17 protein-coding genes are annotated in these 15,734 nt (G+C 52.2%); 8 read left to right on the forward strand and 9 right to left on the reverse strand.

The window, feature by feature from the left end:
- The first annotated feature begins 97 nt into the window (after window positions 1-97).
- Both SHEW_RS14050 and rsmS read left to right on the forward strand, forming a co-directional pair.
- The gene (locus tag SHEW_RS14050) at window positions 98-2,509 is read left to right on the forward strand and encodes a TonB-dependent receptor plug domain-containing protein (RefSeq protein ID WP_011866515.1); all 2,412 of its coding nucleotides are present in this window, start codon (window positions 98-100) and stop codon (window positions 2,507-2,509) included.
- 148 nt (window positions 2,510-2,657) lie between these two features.
- Complete coding sequence (rsmS, locus tag SHEW_RS14055; protein ID WP_011866516.1) at window positions 2,658-2,843, forward strand: pleiotropic regulatory protein RsmS; 186 nt, start codon at window positions 2,658-2,660, stop codon at window positions 2,841-2,843.
- A 154-nt stretch (window positions 2,844-2,997) separates the two neighbouring features.
- On the opposite strand, the gene SHEW_RS14060 is transcribed toward rsmS, so the two are convergent.
- Window positions 2,998-4,839 carry a S8 family serine peptidase gene (locus SHEW_RS14060; RefSeq protein WP_011866517.1) on the reverse strand — a complete coding sequence of 614 codons (1,842 nt, stop codon included), beginning with the start codon at window positions 4,837-4,839 and terminating at the stop codon, window positions 2,998-3,000.
- 355 nt (window positions 4,840-5,194) lie between these two features.
- Between SHEW_RS14060 and SHEW_RS14065 the strand changes: the two genes are divergently transcribed.
- The 3 genes from SHEW_RS14065 to SHEW_RS14075 all read left to right on the forward strand — a co-directional run bounded on the left by SHEW_RS14065 (window position 5,195) and on the right by SHEW_RS14075 (window position 6,815).
- Complete coding sequence (locus SHEW_RS14065) at window positions 5,195-5,443, forward strand: hypothetical protein (RefSeq protein ID WP_041406678.1); 249 nt, start codon at window positions 5,195-5,197, stop codon at window positions 5,441-5,443.
- A gap of 81 nt (window positions 5,444-5,524) precedes the next feature.
- A complete protein-coding gene (locus tag SHEW_RS14070) occupies window positions 5,525-6,232 on the forward strand; it encodes a tRNA (adenine(22)-N(1))-methyltransferase (protein ID WP_011866519.1) in 708 nt (235 codons plus the stop codon).
- A gap of 46 nt (window positions 6,233-6,278) precedes the next feature.
- On the forward strand, window positions 6,279-6,815 hold the full coding sequence (locus SHEW_RS14075) for an NUDIX domain-containing protein (protein ID WP_011866520.1): 537 nt from the start codon (window positions 6,279-6,281) through the stop codon (window positions 6,813-6,815).
- Between the two features lie 94 nt (window positions 6,816-6,909).
- Here SHEW_RS14075 and SHEW_RS14080 read toward each other — a convergent pair whose 3' ends face one another.
- The 3 genes from SHEW_RS14080 to SHEW_RS14090 form a co-directional block, all read right to left on the reverse strand.
- On the reverse strand, window positions 6,910-7,824 hold the full coding sequence (locus tag SHEW_RS14080) for a pseudouridine-5'-phosphate glycosidase (RefSeq protein ID WP_011866521.1): 915 nt from the start codon (window positions 7,822-7,824) through the stop codon (window positions 6,910-6,912).
- Complete coding sequence (locus SHEW_RS14085) at window positions 7,818-8,909, reverse strand: PfkB family carbohydrate kinase (RefSeq protein ID WP_011866522.1); 1,092 nt, start codon at window positions 8,907-8,909, stop codon at window positions 7,818-7,820. The genes SHEW_RS14080 and SHEW_RS14085 overlap by 7 nt, the downstream gene beginning before the upstream one ends.
- Window positions 8,910-9,239: 330 nt before the next feature.
- Window positions 9,240-9,692, reverse strand: a complete 453-nt coding sequence (locus tag SHEW_RS14090) for a YaiI/YqxD family protein (protein ID WP_011866523.1) — start codon at window positions 9,690-9,692, stop codon at window positions 9,240-9,242.
- Window positions 9,693-9,859: 167 nt separating this feature from the next.
- Here SHEW_RS14090 and SHEW_RS14095 point away from each other — a divergent pair, with 167 nt between their 5' ends.
- Window positions 9,860-10,558 (forward strand): DUF2461 domain-containing protein, encoded by a 699-nt coding sequence (locus SHEW_RS14095; protein ID WP_011866524.1) that lies wholly within the window; start codon window positions 9,860-9,862, stop codon window positions 10,556-10,558.
- 69 nt (window positions 10,559-10,627) lie between these two features.
- Window positions 10,628-11,452 (forward strand): SPFH domain-containing protein, encoded by an 825-nt coding sequence (locus SHEW_RS14100; RefSeq protein ID WP_049766584.1) that lies wholly within the window; start codon window positions 10,628-10,630, stop codon window positions 11,450-11,452.
- 123 nt (window positions 11,453-11,575) lie between these two features.
- Here the strand turns inward: SHEW_RS14100 and SHEW_RS14105 are convergent, their stop codons facing one another.
- Window positions 11,576-12,166, reverse strand: coding sequence for a TetR/AcrR family transcriptional regulator (locus SHEW_RS14105; RefSeq protein ID WP_011866526.1), 591 nt, complete (start codon window positions 12,164-12,166; stop codon window positions 11,576-11,578).
- 160 nt (window positions 12,167-12,326) lie between these two features.
- Here SHEW_RS14105 and SHEW_RS14110 point away from each other — a divergent pair, with 160 nt between their 5' ends.
- Window positions 12,327-12,962, forward strand: coding sequence for a glutathione S-transferase (locus SHEW_RS14110; RefSeq protein ID WP_011866527.1), 636 nt, complete (start codon window positions 12,327-12,329; stop codon window positions 12,960-12,962).
- Window positions 12,963-13,123: 161 nt separating this feature from the next.
- On the opposite strand, the gene SHEW_RS14115 is transcribed toward SHEW_RS14110, so the two are convergent.
- The 4 genes from SHEW_RS14115 to pcaC all read right to left on the reverse strand — a co-directional run bounded on the left by SHEW_RS14115 (window position 13,124) and on the right by pcaC (window position 15,540).
- Window positions 13,124-13,600 carry a hypothetical protein gene (locus SHEW_RS14115; protein WP_041406679.1) on the reverse strand — a complete coding sequence of 159 codons (477 nt, stop codon included), beginning with the start codon at window positions 13,598-13,600 and terminating at the stop codon, window positions 13,124-13,126.
- Between the two features lie 116 nt (window positions 13,601-13,716).
- Window positions 13,717-14,193: a hypothetical protein gene (locus SHEW_RS14120; RefSeq protein ID WP_011866529.1), complete on the reverse strand. Its 477-nt coding sequence runs from the start codon at window positions 14,191-14,193 to the stop codon at window positions 13,717-13,719.
- A 109-nt stretch (window positions 14,194-14,302) separates the two neighbouring features.
- Window positions 14,303-14,647, reverse strand: a complete 345-nt coding sequence (locus SHEW_RS14125) for a GNAT family N-acetyltransferase (protein WP_011866530.1) — start codon at window positions 14,645-14,647, stop codon at window positions 14,303-14,305.
- Window positions 14,648-15,156: 509 nt separating this feature from the next.
- Complete coding sequence (gene pcaC / locus SHEW_RS14130; RefSeq protein WP_011866531.1) at window positions 15,157-15,540, reverse strand: 4-carboxymuconolactone decarboxylase; 384 nt, start codon at window positions 15,538-15,540, stop codon at window positions 15,157-15,159.
- Window positions 15,541-15,734 lie beyond the last annotated feature (194 nt).

The raw sequence follows: 15,734 nt of genomic DNA on the forward strand, positions 1-15,734 counted from the left end.
TGAGTTAGTACATATCCTTCTAAATGTAACAATTGTTACAGTGATATTATCCCGCGCTTCTCATTATTGTTTTACATACCAATTATTAAGAGGCCTTATGCGCTTAGCTGTTTCCGCATTAGCAGTGTCATCTGCACTCATCCTTCCTGGCGTCCACGCTGAAGATCAACAAGCGACCTTAGATCAACAAGCCAGCTTCGAAAAAATCGAGATCATAGGTTCACGTATCGCACTACGTACTGCCACAGACAGCGTGGCACCGGTGGACATTATTACCGCAGAGCAGCTCGAATCGACGGGGATGACAGAAACGGCTAAGGCACTGCAATTTGCCGCACCCAGCTACAGCTTTCCATTCTCATCGGTAACCGATGGCTCAGATGCGGTGCGCCCGGCGAGCCTGCGCGGCCTATCGCCGGATCACACCTTAGTCTTGGTCAACGGCAAGCGTCGTCACGGCTCGGCACTGGTCCATCTGAGTGGCACAGTAGGTAAAGGCTCATCTAACGTCGACCTGAACGCCATTCCGATGACGGCAATCAAGCGTATCGAGATCCTGCGTGACGGTGCGTCGGCGCAATATGGCTCCGATGCGATTGCCGGCGTCATCAACGTGGTGCTAAAAGACAATGAGCAAGGTGGTAGCCTATCCGCACAAGCTGGCCAAACCTACGCGGGTGACGGCGAACAGTGGCGCTTGGGTGCCAACCATGGCATCGCCCTGGGTGACGATGGCTTCGTTAATGTCTCACTCGAGGCACACCATAAAGACAGCACTAACCGCGCTGGGCTAGATCCTCGCCAGCAGTATCCGCAGTTAGCCGATGGCTCACCGGATCCTCGCGAAGCCACCTTTAATCGCAAGAGCCATCAAGTTGGCGACGCCGAATACGACAACCTAGGCCTGTTCATCAACGCCGCCAAGGCCATCTCAGACAACGGCGAGCTATACGCTTTCGGTGGCGTGAGCAAACGCGAAACTAAATCAGGCGCCTTCTACCGCAGAGCCCTGGATAAGCGTAACTTAACCGAAGTTTATCCCGACGGTTTCTTACCCCAGATCAACCCTGAAATAATCGACACCTCGTTAGTGCTAGGTTATGAGTTCACCCTGGGTGAATGGAATATCGATACCTCCGCAGGCCATGGCGAAAACTCATTTAACTACAACATTGTTAACTCATTAAACGCATCTATGGGCCCCGATAGCCCGACCGAATTTGATGCCGGCACCTTGTCGACCCGTGAAACCAACTTGAATATCGATGCGTCGCGCTATTTTAACTTTGCAAACGACTCAGAGATCCTCTTTGCCGCGGGTGTATCATGGCGCAAGAATGGCTACCAAATTGAAGCGGGCGAGAGTGCTTCCTACATCAATGGCGGTTTCGATAATCGCGCCGCCGGCAGCCAGGGCTTCTCGGGCTTTACCCCAGAATCTGAAGTCGACGAGACCCGAGATAACACAGGCGTTTATGTCGAGCTTGAAAACCAGTTAACCGATGACTTTTACTGGGCGGCGGCGCTGCGTTACGAAAATTATTCAGACTTCGGCGACAACACCAGCTGGAAGCTAGCGGGCCGCTATGACTTTACCGACAACCTGGCCCTGCGCGGTACCATCAACACAGGCTTTAGAGCGCCAAGCGTGCAGCAGCTGTACTTCAGCAACATCTCTACCCTGTTTAACCCTGATCCTGTCACGGGTCAGTTGGTACCGACAGAATCGGGCACCTTCAACACCCTGTCACCCGTAACAAAAGGGCTAGGGATCAATGAACTAGAGCCAGAGTTATCACAGTCTTTCAGTCTAGGTCTGGTCTATCGCAATGATGCGGGCCTGGCACTGACCTTGGACGCCTATCAGATCTCTATCGATGACCGAATCATCTTGTCGAGCTCAGTCACGCCGGATGATTCACCTGCGGTCGCTGAGGCCCTTGCCGGCACCAACGCCGAATCGGCACGCTTCTTCATCAACGCCGTCGATACCCGTACCCGAGGGGTTGATCTGGTGATAAGCCAGGATTTTGATATCGGCGCTTGGGGCGATCTGCAAGCCAACCTGGCCTATGCCTATAACAAAACGGAAATTCAAGACATTCATTTCCCGCAGGTGTTAGACGGCGTAGGTAAAGAGCTCTTCGATCGTATCGAACAAACTCGTATGACCGCGGCCACGCCAAACAACACAGGCAACCTGGGACTCACCCATAGGCTAGGTGATTTCAAGACCAACGTTCGTCTAAGCTACTTTGGCGATTACACAGTGGGTTATTCCTCAGGCGATGTCACTTACAGCGACCAATGGGTAATGGATATGTCGGTGCAATACGCGGCAACTGAGGCGCTAAGCTTTACTGCCGGGGCGCAAAACCTGTTCGATGTCTACCCGGAGAAGCGTCCGGACAGCAATAACTTCAATGGCATCTTCGTCTATCCATTAACCAATACGCCATTTGGCTTTAATGGTGGTTACGTCTTCTTAGAAGCCAAATATACCTACTAACCCCCGTAGGTTCATCACCCTAAAACAGGCCATTTATGGCCTGTTTTTTTATTCAGCCACACATAGATGCATACAAGGGACATCCTAAGCAACTTGTTCCCATTGGCGCCCTATGTGAGAATCGACAGCAGGCATTTGAGGGAAGAATATGACACAAGCACCAGATAACTCATCTACAGCTAAGACGGCTCTTGATTACGCGAGTGACGAAATAAAACTCGCCGTAGACCTTATTTATCTTCTGGAGAGTCATGAGATTGAGCCAGATGTGGCGCTGGCGGCCTTAGAGATAGTAAAGCAAGACCTACAGAGAAAACTGAGCAAAGAGATTTGAGCAAGGCTAACAGTTAGGCCCTTACACTCAGGGCATCACGAAGTCATTTACGGACTGTTTATTGCTCCCTTTAATTGTGCCCATCTATTGCTAAAGAATTAACCATAAAAAAACGCAGCCTAGGCTGCGTTTTTAGTGTTACTCAGGGAGTTGTTTAGAAGATCACTGTCTGCTCGGCAGTACAGGTAGAAGTACCTTCGTCACAAGCCTTATACACGTAAGTTCCGCCACCCTTAGTGTTGATGGTGTCAGTGTAGGTGCTGCTCGCCGAAGTGGTCGCAAGCTTGCTGCCATCACGGTAAACATCTACGTTTGCACCAGCGGCACCAGAGAAGGTCAGATCCACTGTCTTAACGCCCTTGTTCTTGTAGCCGTTGGCCGACAGAGTGAAATCACCACCAGTGTTTCCGCCACCATTGTCTCCACCACCATTGTCGCCACCGGCACAGCCGTTAGCGTTCAGGTAAGCATCGGCAGCCGCAGCCTGAACGATACCGTAACCGAAGTACTCATCTTTACCCGGTGCACCGCTGTCCATGGCAGTCGCTTTCAGCGCAGCACGGATCTCGCTACCTGTACACTGGTTGTGGTTAGACCAAACCAGCGCCGCAATACCAGATACCGCAGGCGTCGCCATAGAAGTACCGCTCATGAAGCCGTAGTCGGCAGTACCGATATCTACAGTTGCAGTGCTCGCCGCTAGCAGCGCCGCACGATCTTCCTGTGCAGTGCCTACTGCTGGGATAGAGGTAGTGTTGGTGTCACCTAGAGTGCCGTACAGCATGCCAGGCTCGTTGTTGATGATGATCGCACCGACACCACCCGAGTTTTCACAGTTAGCGACCTTGTCGTGGAAAGAGATCACGCCGCGGTCGATCACACAGATGTTACCGTTAGCGCCAGCATCTGTCGCTTCGGCAGTGCCCATGTAATAGGTGTTGCCTGAAACTGTGCCTGAGTTTTCCATCGCGCTGCTGGCAAATGAAGCGCCGTCTGCACTCAGGTTAGACGCAGTCGCCATGCCTGCTGGGTAAGTTGATAGTGTGTCCACACCACCGGCAGTCACTTCCACACAGATAGTCTCGTCTGAAGTCGCCTTAGGACCACGACCCGAAGTACAAGATGGGAACTGAGAGAAATCGGCGATGTTGTTGTTTGCATCGTTCGCGCCCACCATCATGACCGATGGGTAACCTGCTGGGTATGAACGTACGTTGTTGCCATCGTTACCCGCTGCGGCAACCACCAGACCGCCTGCATCGACGAAGGCTTGGAAAGCGTTAGATTCGGTAGAGTTAGCTCCGCCGCCACCTAAGCTCATGCTGATGATGTTGGCACCGGCCGCGCTACACAGGTTAGTGGCGTGGGCCAGATCAGATGAGTAACCCCATCCTTCAGCGTTGAATACCTTGATGATGTGCATGTCGACGCCAGGCGCCATACCGATCACACCAACGTTGTTATCGGCTGCACCGATAGTACCGGCAACGTGAGTACCGTGTGGGCCGCCGTTGACGTTCCAGCTACCTGTACCCGAATCGTTGTCACCAGTGATCTTGTTCCATTCGAAATCTGGGTTAGACGCGTCCAGACCCGAGTCGATGATACACACCTTCATGCCGGCTGCGGCGTTGAAAGTCAGCTGGTTAGCCTGTGATTGATACACAGCGTAAGGTGTTACCTGCTGCGTCATTGGGTTGCCCGCATCATCGCTAAAGCTCATCAGATGACGACGCTGGTCCGCCTCGACTAATTTAACGTGTGGGTTGTTTAACAGTCCCTTGACCTGGGCCAAATCTTTGCCCGCAAAGGTTGCAGCGATAAAGCCTTCACCATCGACATGGATCTGTGCGCCTAACTGCTTAGCCAGTGCCTTAACGACACCCTTACTGCCATTGTCTACCTGGATGATGTAACGATCATCATCGGCAAATGCCTGAGTTGATAGGCCAACACTTAATGCCATTACTGCACTTGCCAACTTAGTTAACTTCATAGAGGTCTCTCCATTATATTTATTTTGTTAAGAGTCTTTTTATTAGAACTTCCCTGAATAGCAAATGCCGCGGTATATCTCTCTTCAATTGCGACCTGATTTGGCATTTACTACCACACAACAAGGCACAAGCTATCACACCAACTCGAAAGCAACAAGATGTTAACAAAAAATAAACATATGTTGCACGAGCGTACATTTTATTCGGGAGTGAAATTCGCTGGCTGGCTTATCGCGCTACCAGACAAGACGCTTTGCAATACAGATCCCGGCTTGTCGGCTGGTAAAAGCGCTGTTGCAACGCGCCAAGGCTGGTATACTAGGGCCTCATTTGCCACTATTGACGACATTGACGATGACAGACAACGCCACGCCAGCAAACCAAGCAGTAGACTTCTCGGCCATCAACAAGAGCACGGCCGCCTCCTTTAACGAGCAGAAGAATCTGATCAAGCGGCTATTTAAGGGCAACAGAGTCGATTGCCAAAAATGTAAACAACCACTGCAGCTGATCGTGCCCACCGAGAAGGCGCAGACAGGCCATTACGGCGTGTTTTGTAAGAAGGGTTGTACGGATATCGAGCTGGAAATCGATCTGCTTTAACTTTTGACCCCCTAGATCAAGTAACCCATTAAACACCGGCAATGTCGCTACAAGCGCCGTTCCCGGTGACGAGCCTCCCCTTTGAAACTCAGTCAACGCCTCTCTCACCTGCAGGCCATGGTCGATGGCCACTACGCCCATATCTGGGACTGCTGCTGCGATCACGGCCTGCTCGGCGCCGCCCTGCTTAACAAACGGGTGGCCGGCACCCTGCATTTTGTCGATATCGTGCCTGGCATAATGCAGACCCTGCAGGGCAAACTCGAGCGCTTCTTCCCACTAAATCAAGATGTCAGCAGCCCTCAATGGCGGGTGCACTGCATGGATGTGACCAAGCTACCGCTGGCGGACTTTCCGAGCGAGACGCCGCAGCTGGTGATCATCGCAGGGGTCGGCGGCGAGCTGACCGGCGAGCTGGTGAGTGCGATTCAAGCCTGCGCCGACGCTCTGGGGCAAAACATAGAGTTTCTCCTCTGCCCCGTGCACCACACCTATCAGCTCAGAGACAGGCTAAGTGCCATGGCGCTCAATCTGGTCGATGAGAGACTCATCAGCGAGAACAAGCGCTGCTACGAGCTTTTGCATGTGGCGCGCCGGGGCGAGCGTCCCATCACGGCGATTGGCGACAGCCTCTGGTCACAGGCGCCGTTTGAGTTGCAGCAGGCCTACCTAAGGCGTCTGCTGAAACACTATCATCAGGTGGTCAGAGGCAGTAAGCAAGAGCAGAAACCGCTGCTCGAGCGCGCCATCTCAGATTATCAGGCGCAGCTGGACTTGCTTAGCGCCTAGCCTGTTATCTTTGGCATTCCTTTTTCATCTTCAAGTGAGTCAACTTATGCGCCTGCTGAAATCCACTATCCATCCCGACCTTAATGCCGCCACGCCAGAGGAGGTAGCCGGACAGGGCTTCATCCGCCGCGCGGCGCGGGCCATAGTGCTCAGGGGCAGCCAAATATTGATGCTCTACACGGCGCGATATCACGACTACAGTGTTCCCGGTGGCGGCGTGGATGAGGGCGAAGATATTCGTCAGGCACTGCTTAGGGAACTGGAAGAGGAAACCGGCGCCCACACTATTGAGATATTGAGCGAGTTCGGCCGCTACCAGGAGTTTCGCCCCTGGTATAAACCCGAATTCGATTTTGTGCAGATGGAGTCTTACTGCTTCGTCTGCGAAATTGGTGAGGAGCTGGGCGATACTAAGCTTGAGAGCCATGAGCTACAAAACGGCATGCACCCTGTCTGGATAGAGATTCATGAGGCGATCGCCCACAACGAGCACACCATGGCCCATAGCGAGAAGAAGGGATTGTCTATCGAGCGCGAGACCTATCTGCTACGGCTGATCCGCGATGAACTGCTCACTTGCTAAACTGCTCACGAATTAGAGTCATCTCAAGATCCCCCGCCGTAAACCCACAAAAAAAGAGCGCCGCAGCGCTCTTTTTAATACCGATAGCTAGCAATTAACGGCTGTACTCGCAGGCGATCTGCGCCGCCAGCTTGGCGTTGTTAAACACCAGCTGGATGTTGGCCGCCAGGCTGCTGCCCTCTGTCTTCTCGGCCACCTTGGCCAACAAGAAAGGCGTAGAGGCCTTACCAGAGATCCCCTTGGCGTCCATCTCGGCCACCGCATCTTTAATCACCTGGTCGATCATCGCCTTATCCAGGGCATACTCGGCAGGAATAGGATTAGCAACCACCACACCGCCCTTGAGGCCCATCTGCCACTTGGCCGTCATCGCATCGGCCACCTGCTTAGGGGTGTCCAGACGATAGTCGACGCCGAAGTCGCTCTCACGGGTGTAGAAGGCGGGAAGCGTCTCAGTTTCATAACCGACGACCGGCACCCCTTGGGTCTCTAAGTATTCCAGGGTCAGGCCGATATCCAGAATCGACTTGGCACCGGCGCAGACCACGGCCACATCGGTATTAGCCAGCTCCTGCAGGTCGGCAGAGATATCGAAGGTCTGCTGGGCACCGCGATGCACGCCGCCGATACCGCCGGTAGCAAACACCTTGATGCCTGCCATCGCCGCCAAAATCATGGTCGACGCAACCGTGGTCGCGCCATCGGCCTGCTTAGCCACGATAAAGGGGATGTCGCGGCGGCTGGTCTTGATCACCGCCTGACCCGCCTTACCCAGATACTCGATCTCATCATGAGTCATGCCCACCTTGAGGCGTCCCTTGAGGATGGCGATGGTGGCAGGAACCGCGCCGTTATCACGAATGATCTGCTCCACCTTGAGGGCGGTCTCGACGTTTTGCGGGTAAGGCATACCGTGAGAGATGATGGTCGACTCCAGTGCCACCACGGGACGACCGGCTTCCAATGCCGCTTTCACTTCTGGGTTGATATCTAGGTACTGCGCTAACATAGAGACTCCTTGATAACTCGGTTAACTGATATTTCAGACATGTTTGGGTTGATCGTTGCCAGATCCGACAGGGCGACAACCGCCGCCGCCATGGCAAACTCGGTCGACTGACGGGTCGACCAGCCTTGCATAAAGCCGTGGGCCAGGCCCGCCAGGAAGGCATCGCCGGCGCCGTTGGCGTTGACCATCTCCACCGGAATGGCCGGAATATGGGCCTGCTCCTCACCGTCGCTGTAGAAGACACCGTCGATGCCCAGGCTCAGGAAGACGCGCTTAACCCCCTGCTCGTGGAACCAGTTCGCCAGCACTGGCAGCTCACCATAGTTGGCGATGGAGATCCCAGAGAGCTGCTCGGCCTCTTTAAGGTTCGGCTTGAGGGTATGCACGGCGCCTAGATAGGGCTTAATCTTCTCTGCCTTGGCGCAGGAGACGGTATCGACAAACAGCGGGATGTCGGCGAAGTTGCTCAGCAGATAGGCCAAGGCCGCCTCGGACAGGTTGGCATCGATAATCGCCAGGCTGGCGCGCTTGAGCATCTCCTGTTGACTCTTGAGCTGCTCGACCCCGAGACGCTCCAGAATCGCCATGTCATTGATCGCCACATGCATGTCGCTGTCGCCGTCGAGCACAGAGAGGTAAGTGGAGGTCACGCCATCGCTTAGCTGCAGGCTGGGCTTCATGTCGATGCCGGCGCGCTGACAGTGCTCGACGATCTGCTGGCCGTAGGCATCTTTGCCCACGGCGGTCATCAGGCGGGTATCCGAGCCCAAACGGGCCAGGTTCTCGGCGATGTTACGCCCCACCCCGCCGGGGCTACAGCTGACGCTCCCCGGGTTGGAATCCCCCACCCGCAGGCTAGACGCCGGACGACCGAGAATATCCATGTTGGCACCGCCAATCACCATGGCATACTTGGCTTCGGCCAGGATATAGCCCTTGCCACGAATCACTCCCTTGTTGGTGAGATTCATGATATGCCCCGCCACGGCGGAGCGGCTGATCCCTAAACGGTCGGCCAGCTCCTGCTGAGGGATCAAAGGGTCTTGCTTGAGTAGTGCTAAGATTTCTAATTCACGTTCCGTCATTTAGGCGATCTCACTAAGCAATAGGTAATGTGTGCATGGGTAGTGTCTGGCTATGCAAAGCTATAGCAAGCAAATAAAAAGCGACAAACAAATGTTTGCATACCAAACTTTTGTTTTACGTTAATCGATTTCGCCAGCGAGCGCAAGGTAAACAAAATCGGAATCAAGTGGTTATGTGAAGTTCGCCACACAGCCCTGCAAGCTATTTCCCAATCGGAGAGGCACTTTGGCGTCAGCAAGCACTAACTTTCGAGCATAAAAAAAGCGCCGAATAGGCGCTCATTAATTGACGGACGACAGCTTAAACTAGAGCTAAATAGCTTAAGCTGCTTAACGCTTATGATACTTAGTGATCAGGCGATCCAGCTGATTGCCGAAGGCCTGCTTCTCGCTCTGGCCTATGGCCGCCGGGCCGCCGGTCTGCACGCCGCTGGCACGCATGGTGTCCATAAAGTCGCGCATGTTGAGAATAGACTTGATGTTATGCTCGGTATACAGCTCGCCTCTGGGGTTCAGCGCCAGGGCGCCCTTATCGATCACCTCTGAGGCCAGTGGAATATCGGCGGTGATCACCAGATCGCCAGGCGCCGCGCGCCGCACTATCTCATTGTCGGCCACGTCAAACCCAGAGGAGACAGTCACCAGCTGAATAAAACGCGATGGCGGGATCCGCATGGCGTGGTTGGCCACTAAGGTCACGGCAATCTCGGCGCGTTCGGCGGCGCGAAACAGTATATCTTTAATCACGCCTGGGCAGGCATCGGCATCGACCCAAATCTTCATCTCTTCTTCCTGTCATCACAGTCAATCATGGCTGCGAGCACTATAGCATAGCTATCGCGCTTTATAACGAGTGACCTTATCCCTTAGCAAGCGGCATTAACACTCCAGGGATCTCTTATGTTAATTTAACAAGACATTGATTGTAATTAGGACTTAGCGGATAGATTATGACCACATCTGCCACCAAGGAAGCGCTTTTCAGCCCGGACTGTCTCGAGTTTCTCGCCAAGTTGGCCAGCAACAACGAGCGTGACTGGTTCAAGGCCCACCAGGCCGAGTATGAGGCCAAGGTTCGCACCCCGGCGCTTAACTTTATCGGCGCCATGGCGCCCCATATCCAGCAGCTCTCGCCGCGCCTCACGGCCGTGCCCAAGAAGGTCGGCGGCAGCCTGATGCGCCCCCAGCGCGATGCCCGATTCAGCAGCGATAAGACTCCCTACAAGGTCAACGTGGGCATTCAGTTTCGCCATTTTCAGGGCAAAGATGTGCACGCTCCCGGGCTCTACCTGCATATCGCCAACGACGGCTGCTTTCTCGGCGCCGGGATCTGGCATCCAGACAGCAAGGCGCTGAGCCAGATCCGCAGCTGCATCGACGATAACCCCAACGCCTACAAACAGGCGCTCAAGCAGCTCAGCGCCGCCGGATTTGCCATGGAGGGTGACAGTCTGCAGCGTCCGCCCAAGGGCTATGACAAGCATCACCCCATGTTAGACGAGCTCAAGCGTAAAGACTTTATCGCCATCAAACCGCTCGACACTCAGCAGCTGTTTACCAAGGATTTCGATACCTGGTGCGCCGAACAGTTTAACCAGGTCAACAAACTCATGGGCTACCTCTGTTTCGCCCTGGATCTTGATTATTAAAAAGGATTTTTGATGTTTAATCGTAGACAAAACAAGCCGCTAAACTCACGTCTGAGCCAGCGCCTGAACATGTTCAATCGCCTTAAATTTATCGCACCGCTTGTGGTGGTACTGCCCCTTGCGGGCGGCCTAACGGGCTGCACCAACCCCAACACCCCGGCAGGGGAAGAGGGCTATGTGTTTGAGAAGCCGCGCATCTTCGGCGCGGGTGGTTATCGCGGCACCCTCATAGGCCCCAGCAACTATGGGGTCTCCCTGTGGCGCAACGAGGTGATCAACATCGATATGCGTCCCAACACCTACACGGAAAACTTTAAGATCCTCGCCAAGGACGATCTCAACATCAGCTTCAACTTTCATGCGGTGATTGCCATCAAGTCGGGCACGGTGAAAGAGGTGGTAGAAAAATATGGCGCCGAGAACTGGTATGTGCGTTTCGTGCGCGAGACCTTCCGCACCTATGTGCGCGACGAAGTGCAGCGCTACGACAGCGTGGCGCTCAAGGAGAACCGCTCGGAGATCGCCCAGGCGGTGTCGGTCAAGCTCAAGGACTACCTTAAGACTTCGCCTTTCCAGCTCAACAATGTGATCGTGGGTAATATCAACTATCCCGACATAGTCGCCATCGCGGTAGAAAAGAAACTGGCCGCCCAGCAGCTGTTGTCGGAGAAGGAGACCCAGAAGGAGATCGCCCAGAAGGATGCGGAGATCCGCATCGAAGAGGCCAAGGGTATCGCCCAGGCGCAGAAGATCATCAACGAGACCCTGACCCCCAACTACCTGCAGCACGAGGCGATTAACGCCCAGCTGAAGATGGCGGACTCGCCGAATCACACTACCGTCTACATTCCGGTTGGCACCAACGGCATCCCTCTGATCAAGGGCGCCAAATAGCCGTAACGAAACCCAAAAAGCCTGTCGTCCTTTAGGCGACAGGCACTAGAAGCGTCAGAGATAAAGCATTAGTAAGGCCTTGATTCGAGTGCCTTAAGCAAACTAGTTAGCGAGCAACTTTAGCTAGCCACTCACAGCTAGCGATTTAAGATAACCCATAAGCACCTCACGGGCCTGAGCGATACGCGCCTGCTGTCTCGCCTTGCCCAGCACACGTATTCCCTGCATCTGCATCACCAGAAAGCTTGCCAGCTGCGTACATTGGACACCTGCCGACAACTCACCGCGCTGCTGCGCCCCTTGCAGCACCCGCTCGAAGGTCTGATGCAGCTCGTCAAACAGGCGAGTACAGATCCCCTGCACCACCTCATCGCTTAGGTATTTTTCCAGCACGGCATTTTGCAAGAAGCAGCCGAAGGGCTGGTTAGACTGCCTGACGATAAACTCCTCCAGATAAGTCACCAACTCATCTAAGCCAGCCGTCTCGGCAAACAGGGGCGTGAGATTGGGCATAGCATGGTTATCGAAGTAGTAGGCCAGCGCCTCACGATACAGGCTCAGCTTGTCACCGAAGCTGTTATACAGACTAAAGCGGTTAATCTTAAGGTGATCCACCAGATCCGCCACCGAGGTGTCGGCATAGCCTTTCTGCCAGAAGAGCTCCATCGCCTCTACCAGCTTCTCCTGCCTATCAAAATTACAACTTCTCGCCATAGATGATTTTGCTCAATATTAGTCAAAAGTATTCGCAACAAGTTTCTTGACCGAACGTTCAGTTATGAATTAGATTCTATTCTAAACGAGCGTTCAGTTAAAGAAAAAACCTTCAACTGAGGCCACCACAACAACTTCCACAAGAGTCAGAGAGGGATAGATGAAACTCTACGAATTAGCCATGACCCCCAGCGCCAGACGCGTCAATATCTTCCTTAAGGAACTCGGCCTAAACGAACAAGAGCTAGGTCTTGAGCGTGAGAGCCTCAACCTGCGCGCCGGTGACAATCTGAGTGATGAGTTTAAGGCCATCAGCGTCAACGGCCGCATCCCGGTGCTCGAACTCGACGACGGCCAGACCCTGTGTGAATCTGTGGCCATCTGCCGCTATTTCGACGAGATTATTACTTCAGCACACTCGCTGTTTGGCGACACGCCGCTGGAGAAGGCTCAGGTTGAGATGTGGCAGCGGATCTGCGAGCTGCAAGGCCTGTTCGTCGCCTTCCAGGCCTTTAGAAACATCACCAAGGTGTATGAAGACAGAGAGCGCTGCGTCGAGGCCTGGGGCCAAGAGTCCCGCCAGCGAGTGATAGAGTTTCTGCCCACACTAGAGAAACAACTTGGCCAGCAGCCCTTTGTCGCCGGCCAGAATTTCTCCATCGCCGACATCACCGCCTACGTGATGATGAGCTTCATAAAACACCTGGAGATCACCCCAAGCGACGACCAGCCCCACCTCACCGCCTGGCTCACCAAGATGGAACAGCGCCCGTCGATCATAGCCGTCAACGGCTAACACAGCTTCTAGCTATGAAAAGCTAAAACAAACAAGGCGAGCCCAAGCCAAAGCTCAAACTCGCCCCCTATTAACGCCCCGCTAAACGGCGAGCGCAAGCGAGTCCGGTGGAGGCCACGCTTTTTGTGGCCGGAACGAATTTAAGCGGTTTGTTAGGATCATTAGTATTTGACTACTGCCGGTAGTTTTTTTGATATCCCGTCACACAGTACCCCTTTATTTTGCCCCCGCCCCACTATTTGCATGCCACTGCAAGATAAGAACGGCTTCCACTTCTGGCCTTCGCTTGGAGTTTTTGGGTTTACATATCGAATTTTACATTTTGGACATTTTAAAATTTCATCATCATCTGAGTTCGCCCTCAAGCTTCTTATTATATCTGGAAGTTTTTCTTCGAGCTTCTTATCGGTAGTGCATATGTGGCTAGTGCCAATCATGTCATAGAGATGTACATCAATATCTTCGTATGTATCTTTATCAACGTCGCCAGCAAAGGGATTGCCTTCGAATGAACAATAAGCTGATACTTGCCAGCCGTTACCAAGATCAAGCTTATAGGCGTCACCAAATCCACTGGTACTGTCAAGTGTAAATCCTTGAGCTTTTAGAATTTCCTGAACACTTTCTTTTGATGGCATAATCTTACTCCTTGGTTGCCCTAACGCCGCGTTAAACGGCTTAGTAATGCTTGCTAAAATGTGAAGCGAAGCGGAACCGAGCAAGCATTACGGTGCCCAATTTTTTAAACGCCTTGTTAGGTAACGGATTTAGACAAATCTACTATCGATGCAACTGGCTTTTTACTAAACGTATGATATACGCCACAGTAAAAGACTTTACCTTTACCAAACTTATCAATGACATCTGATTGGTCAATTCTACCTACCCAACGAGCACCAGGCCCAAGAAAATAAGGAAGTTCACTACCAGTGCCTTGCATAGGTATAACACTTTGATTAGATCTTTTATTTCTAAGTTTGTCCCAAAACGAAGAATATTGGTAAATAGTGAGATGTGTAATGGTGGTAGGTAAATCACCAATATTAACAACCTCGACGAAAATCATTTTATCATCATCGAGTTTACCTTTTAAAGAATTAAGCATTTGCATATTTGGAACAGCAGAAACTAATATACGAGCACCTTCACTGAACCACTTAAAAATATCCCATAAAAGTACAACTGAAGCGATAATAGCTCCCCACCATGCAGCAACAACAGACGCTTCCATGAACTCTCCTTAGTTACCCAACGCCCAATTAACGGGCAAATTGTGTTTGGCTATAATTTTGGAACGCAGTGACAAAATCCAAACAGAATTTGTCCTGTTGAATTGCTTGTCAGGTGTTTGTTATTACCAGCTCAAATACTGCACCTGAAGGCTTTTCAATTACAAATTTGAAACCATTTTTACGATAAAAATTATGAACAGGAATATCATTAGCCGCTGTACTTAGAATTACTTTTTTTAATTCTTTAGATTTAGCTAACTCAATAGTCAGTTTTATTAATTCCGACCCTATACCAAGTTGCCTATGGTCTTCGTCTAATAATAAATCAGCAATTTCTAAATAGTCATCTCTTAACCAATAATTCAGATAACCTATATTCTCCTGCTTATTGGAACACCATACATTAAACTTGTCTAATTCTTCATCTAGCTCAATTTGATAATCAATACTCATGGAACACCTAACAACTTATTAGTGAGACCTTGCAAGGTAGGAGACCAAGCATGTAAATAAGTGGGGTCAGAGTAATCTTCTAAAGGAGCTGATTGGCGCATGTGGTTGGCTTTTTCATTCCCTGAATGGCGTAGTCGATGTTTGATTCGAGTTGGCCTAGCTCTGTCCTTAATTGGTGATACTTTAATCTATCTTCTAGCTGGCATTCAACATGTCATGTCACATTTAATTAAAGAGTTTTACTAACAAGAATAGTGGCTTGAGCCCACTTGTCCGGATTAGCTCCAATCGAAGAAACGTTAAATACCAAGTGTAGATACGGCTGTGACCTTCGGTTTCAGGGATGAAACCGCAGAGCGGCCATGGATGGCGCACAGCGTGTCACAGCAGTATCTGCACATAAGCCCACCGCAGGTGATAGATCACAGTGAAGGTTTGACATTCAAACCCACTCAACAGATGAACATACCGTCAAAAGCTACCTGAGCAAATAAAGGGATTGCCAATCCCTACTCCCCTTCCTGCCACTCCGAAATCACCTCATTGGCGGCGCGAAACGCCTCAACCCCAGCTGGCATGCCGCAGTAGACGGTGGAATGCAGCAGCACCTCCTGGATCTCTTCGACGGTGCAGCCGTTACGTAGCGCGCCGCGCACATGGCCCTTGAGTTCGGTGGAGGCCTTGAGTGCGGCCAGGGTCGCTATGGTGATCAGGCTGCGGGTGCGTCTGTCGAGTCCCTCTCTGGCCCACACCTCGCCCCAGGCGTTGCGGGTCACCAGCTCCTGCAGGGGCTGGGTAAAATCGCTGGCCGACGACAGCGCCCTGTCGACAAAACTATCGCCCATCACCTCGCGCCTAATGGCTAACCCTTGATCATACTTGGCCTTATCCATAGAGACTCCTTCTACGTCATGATTATAAACACTCGTTTAAAGTGCTTGTAAAACCGCCAAAGGTCAACCCTATTCCTGAGCCTGAGCTAAGAGGTATGAACCAGAGCCATGAACCTGAAACAGGAGTCATGAGACTAAAGAGCTGCGCGGATTAAAGCGGAGGCTTAAACAAGCAAAAGGAACAAGGTTAAGGC

It is taken from the genome of Shewanella loihica PV-4, from assembly GCF_000016065.1.
Taxonomy (GTDB): domain Bacteria; phylum Pseudomonadota; class Gammaproteobacteria; order Enterobacterales; family Shewanellaceae; genus Shewanella; species Shewanella loihica.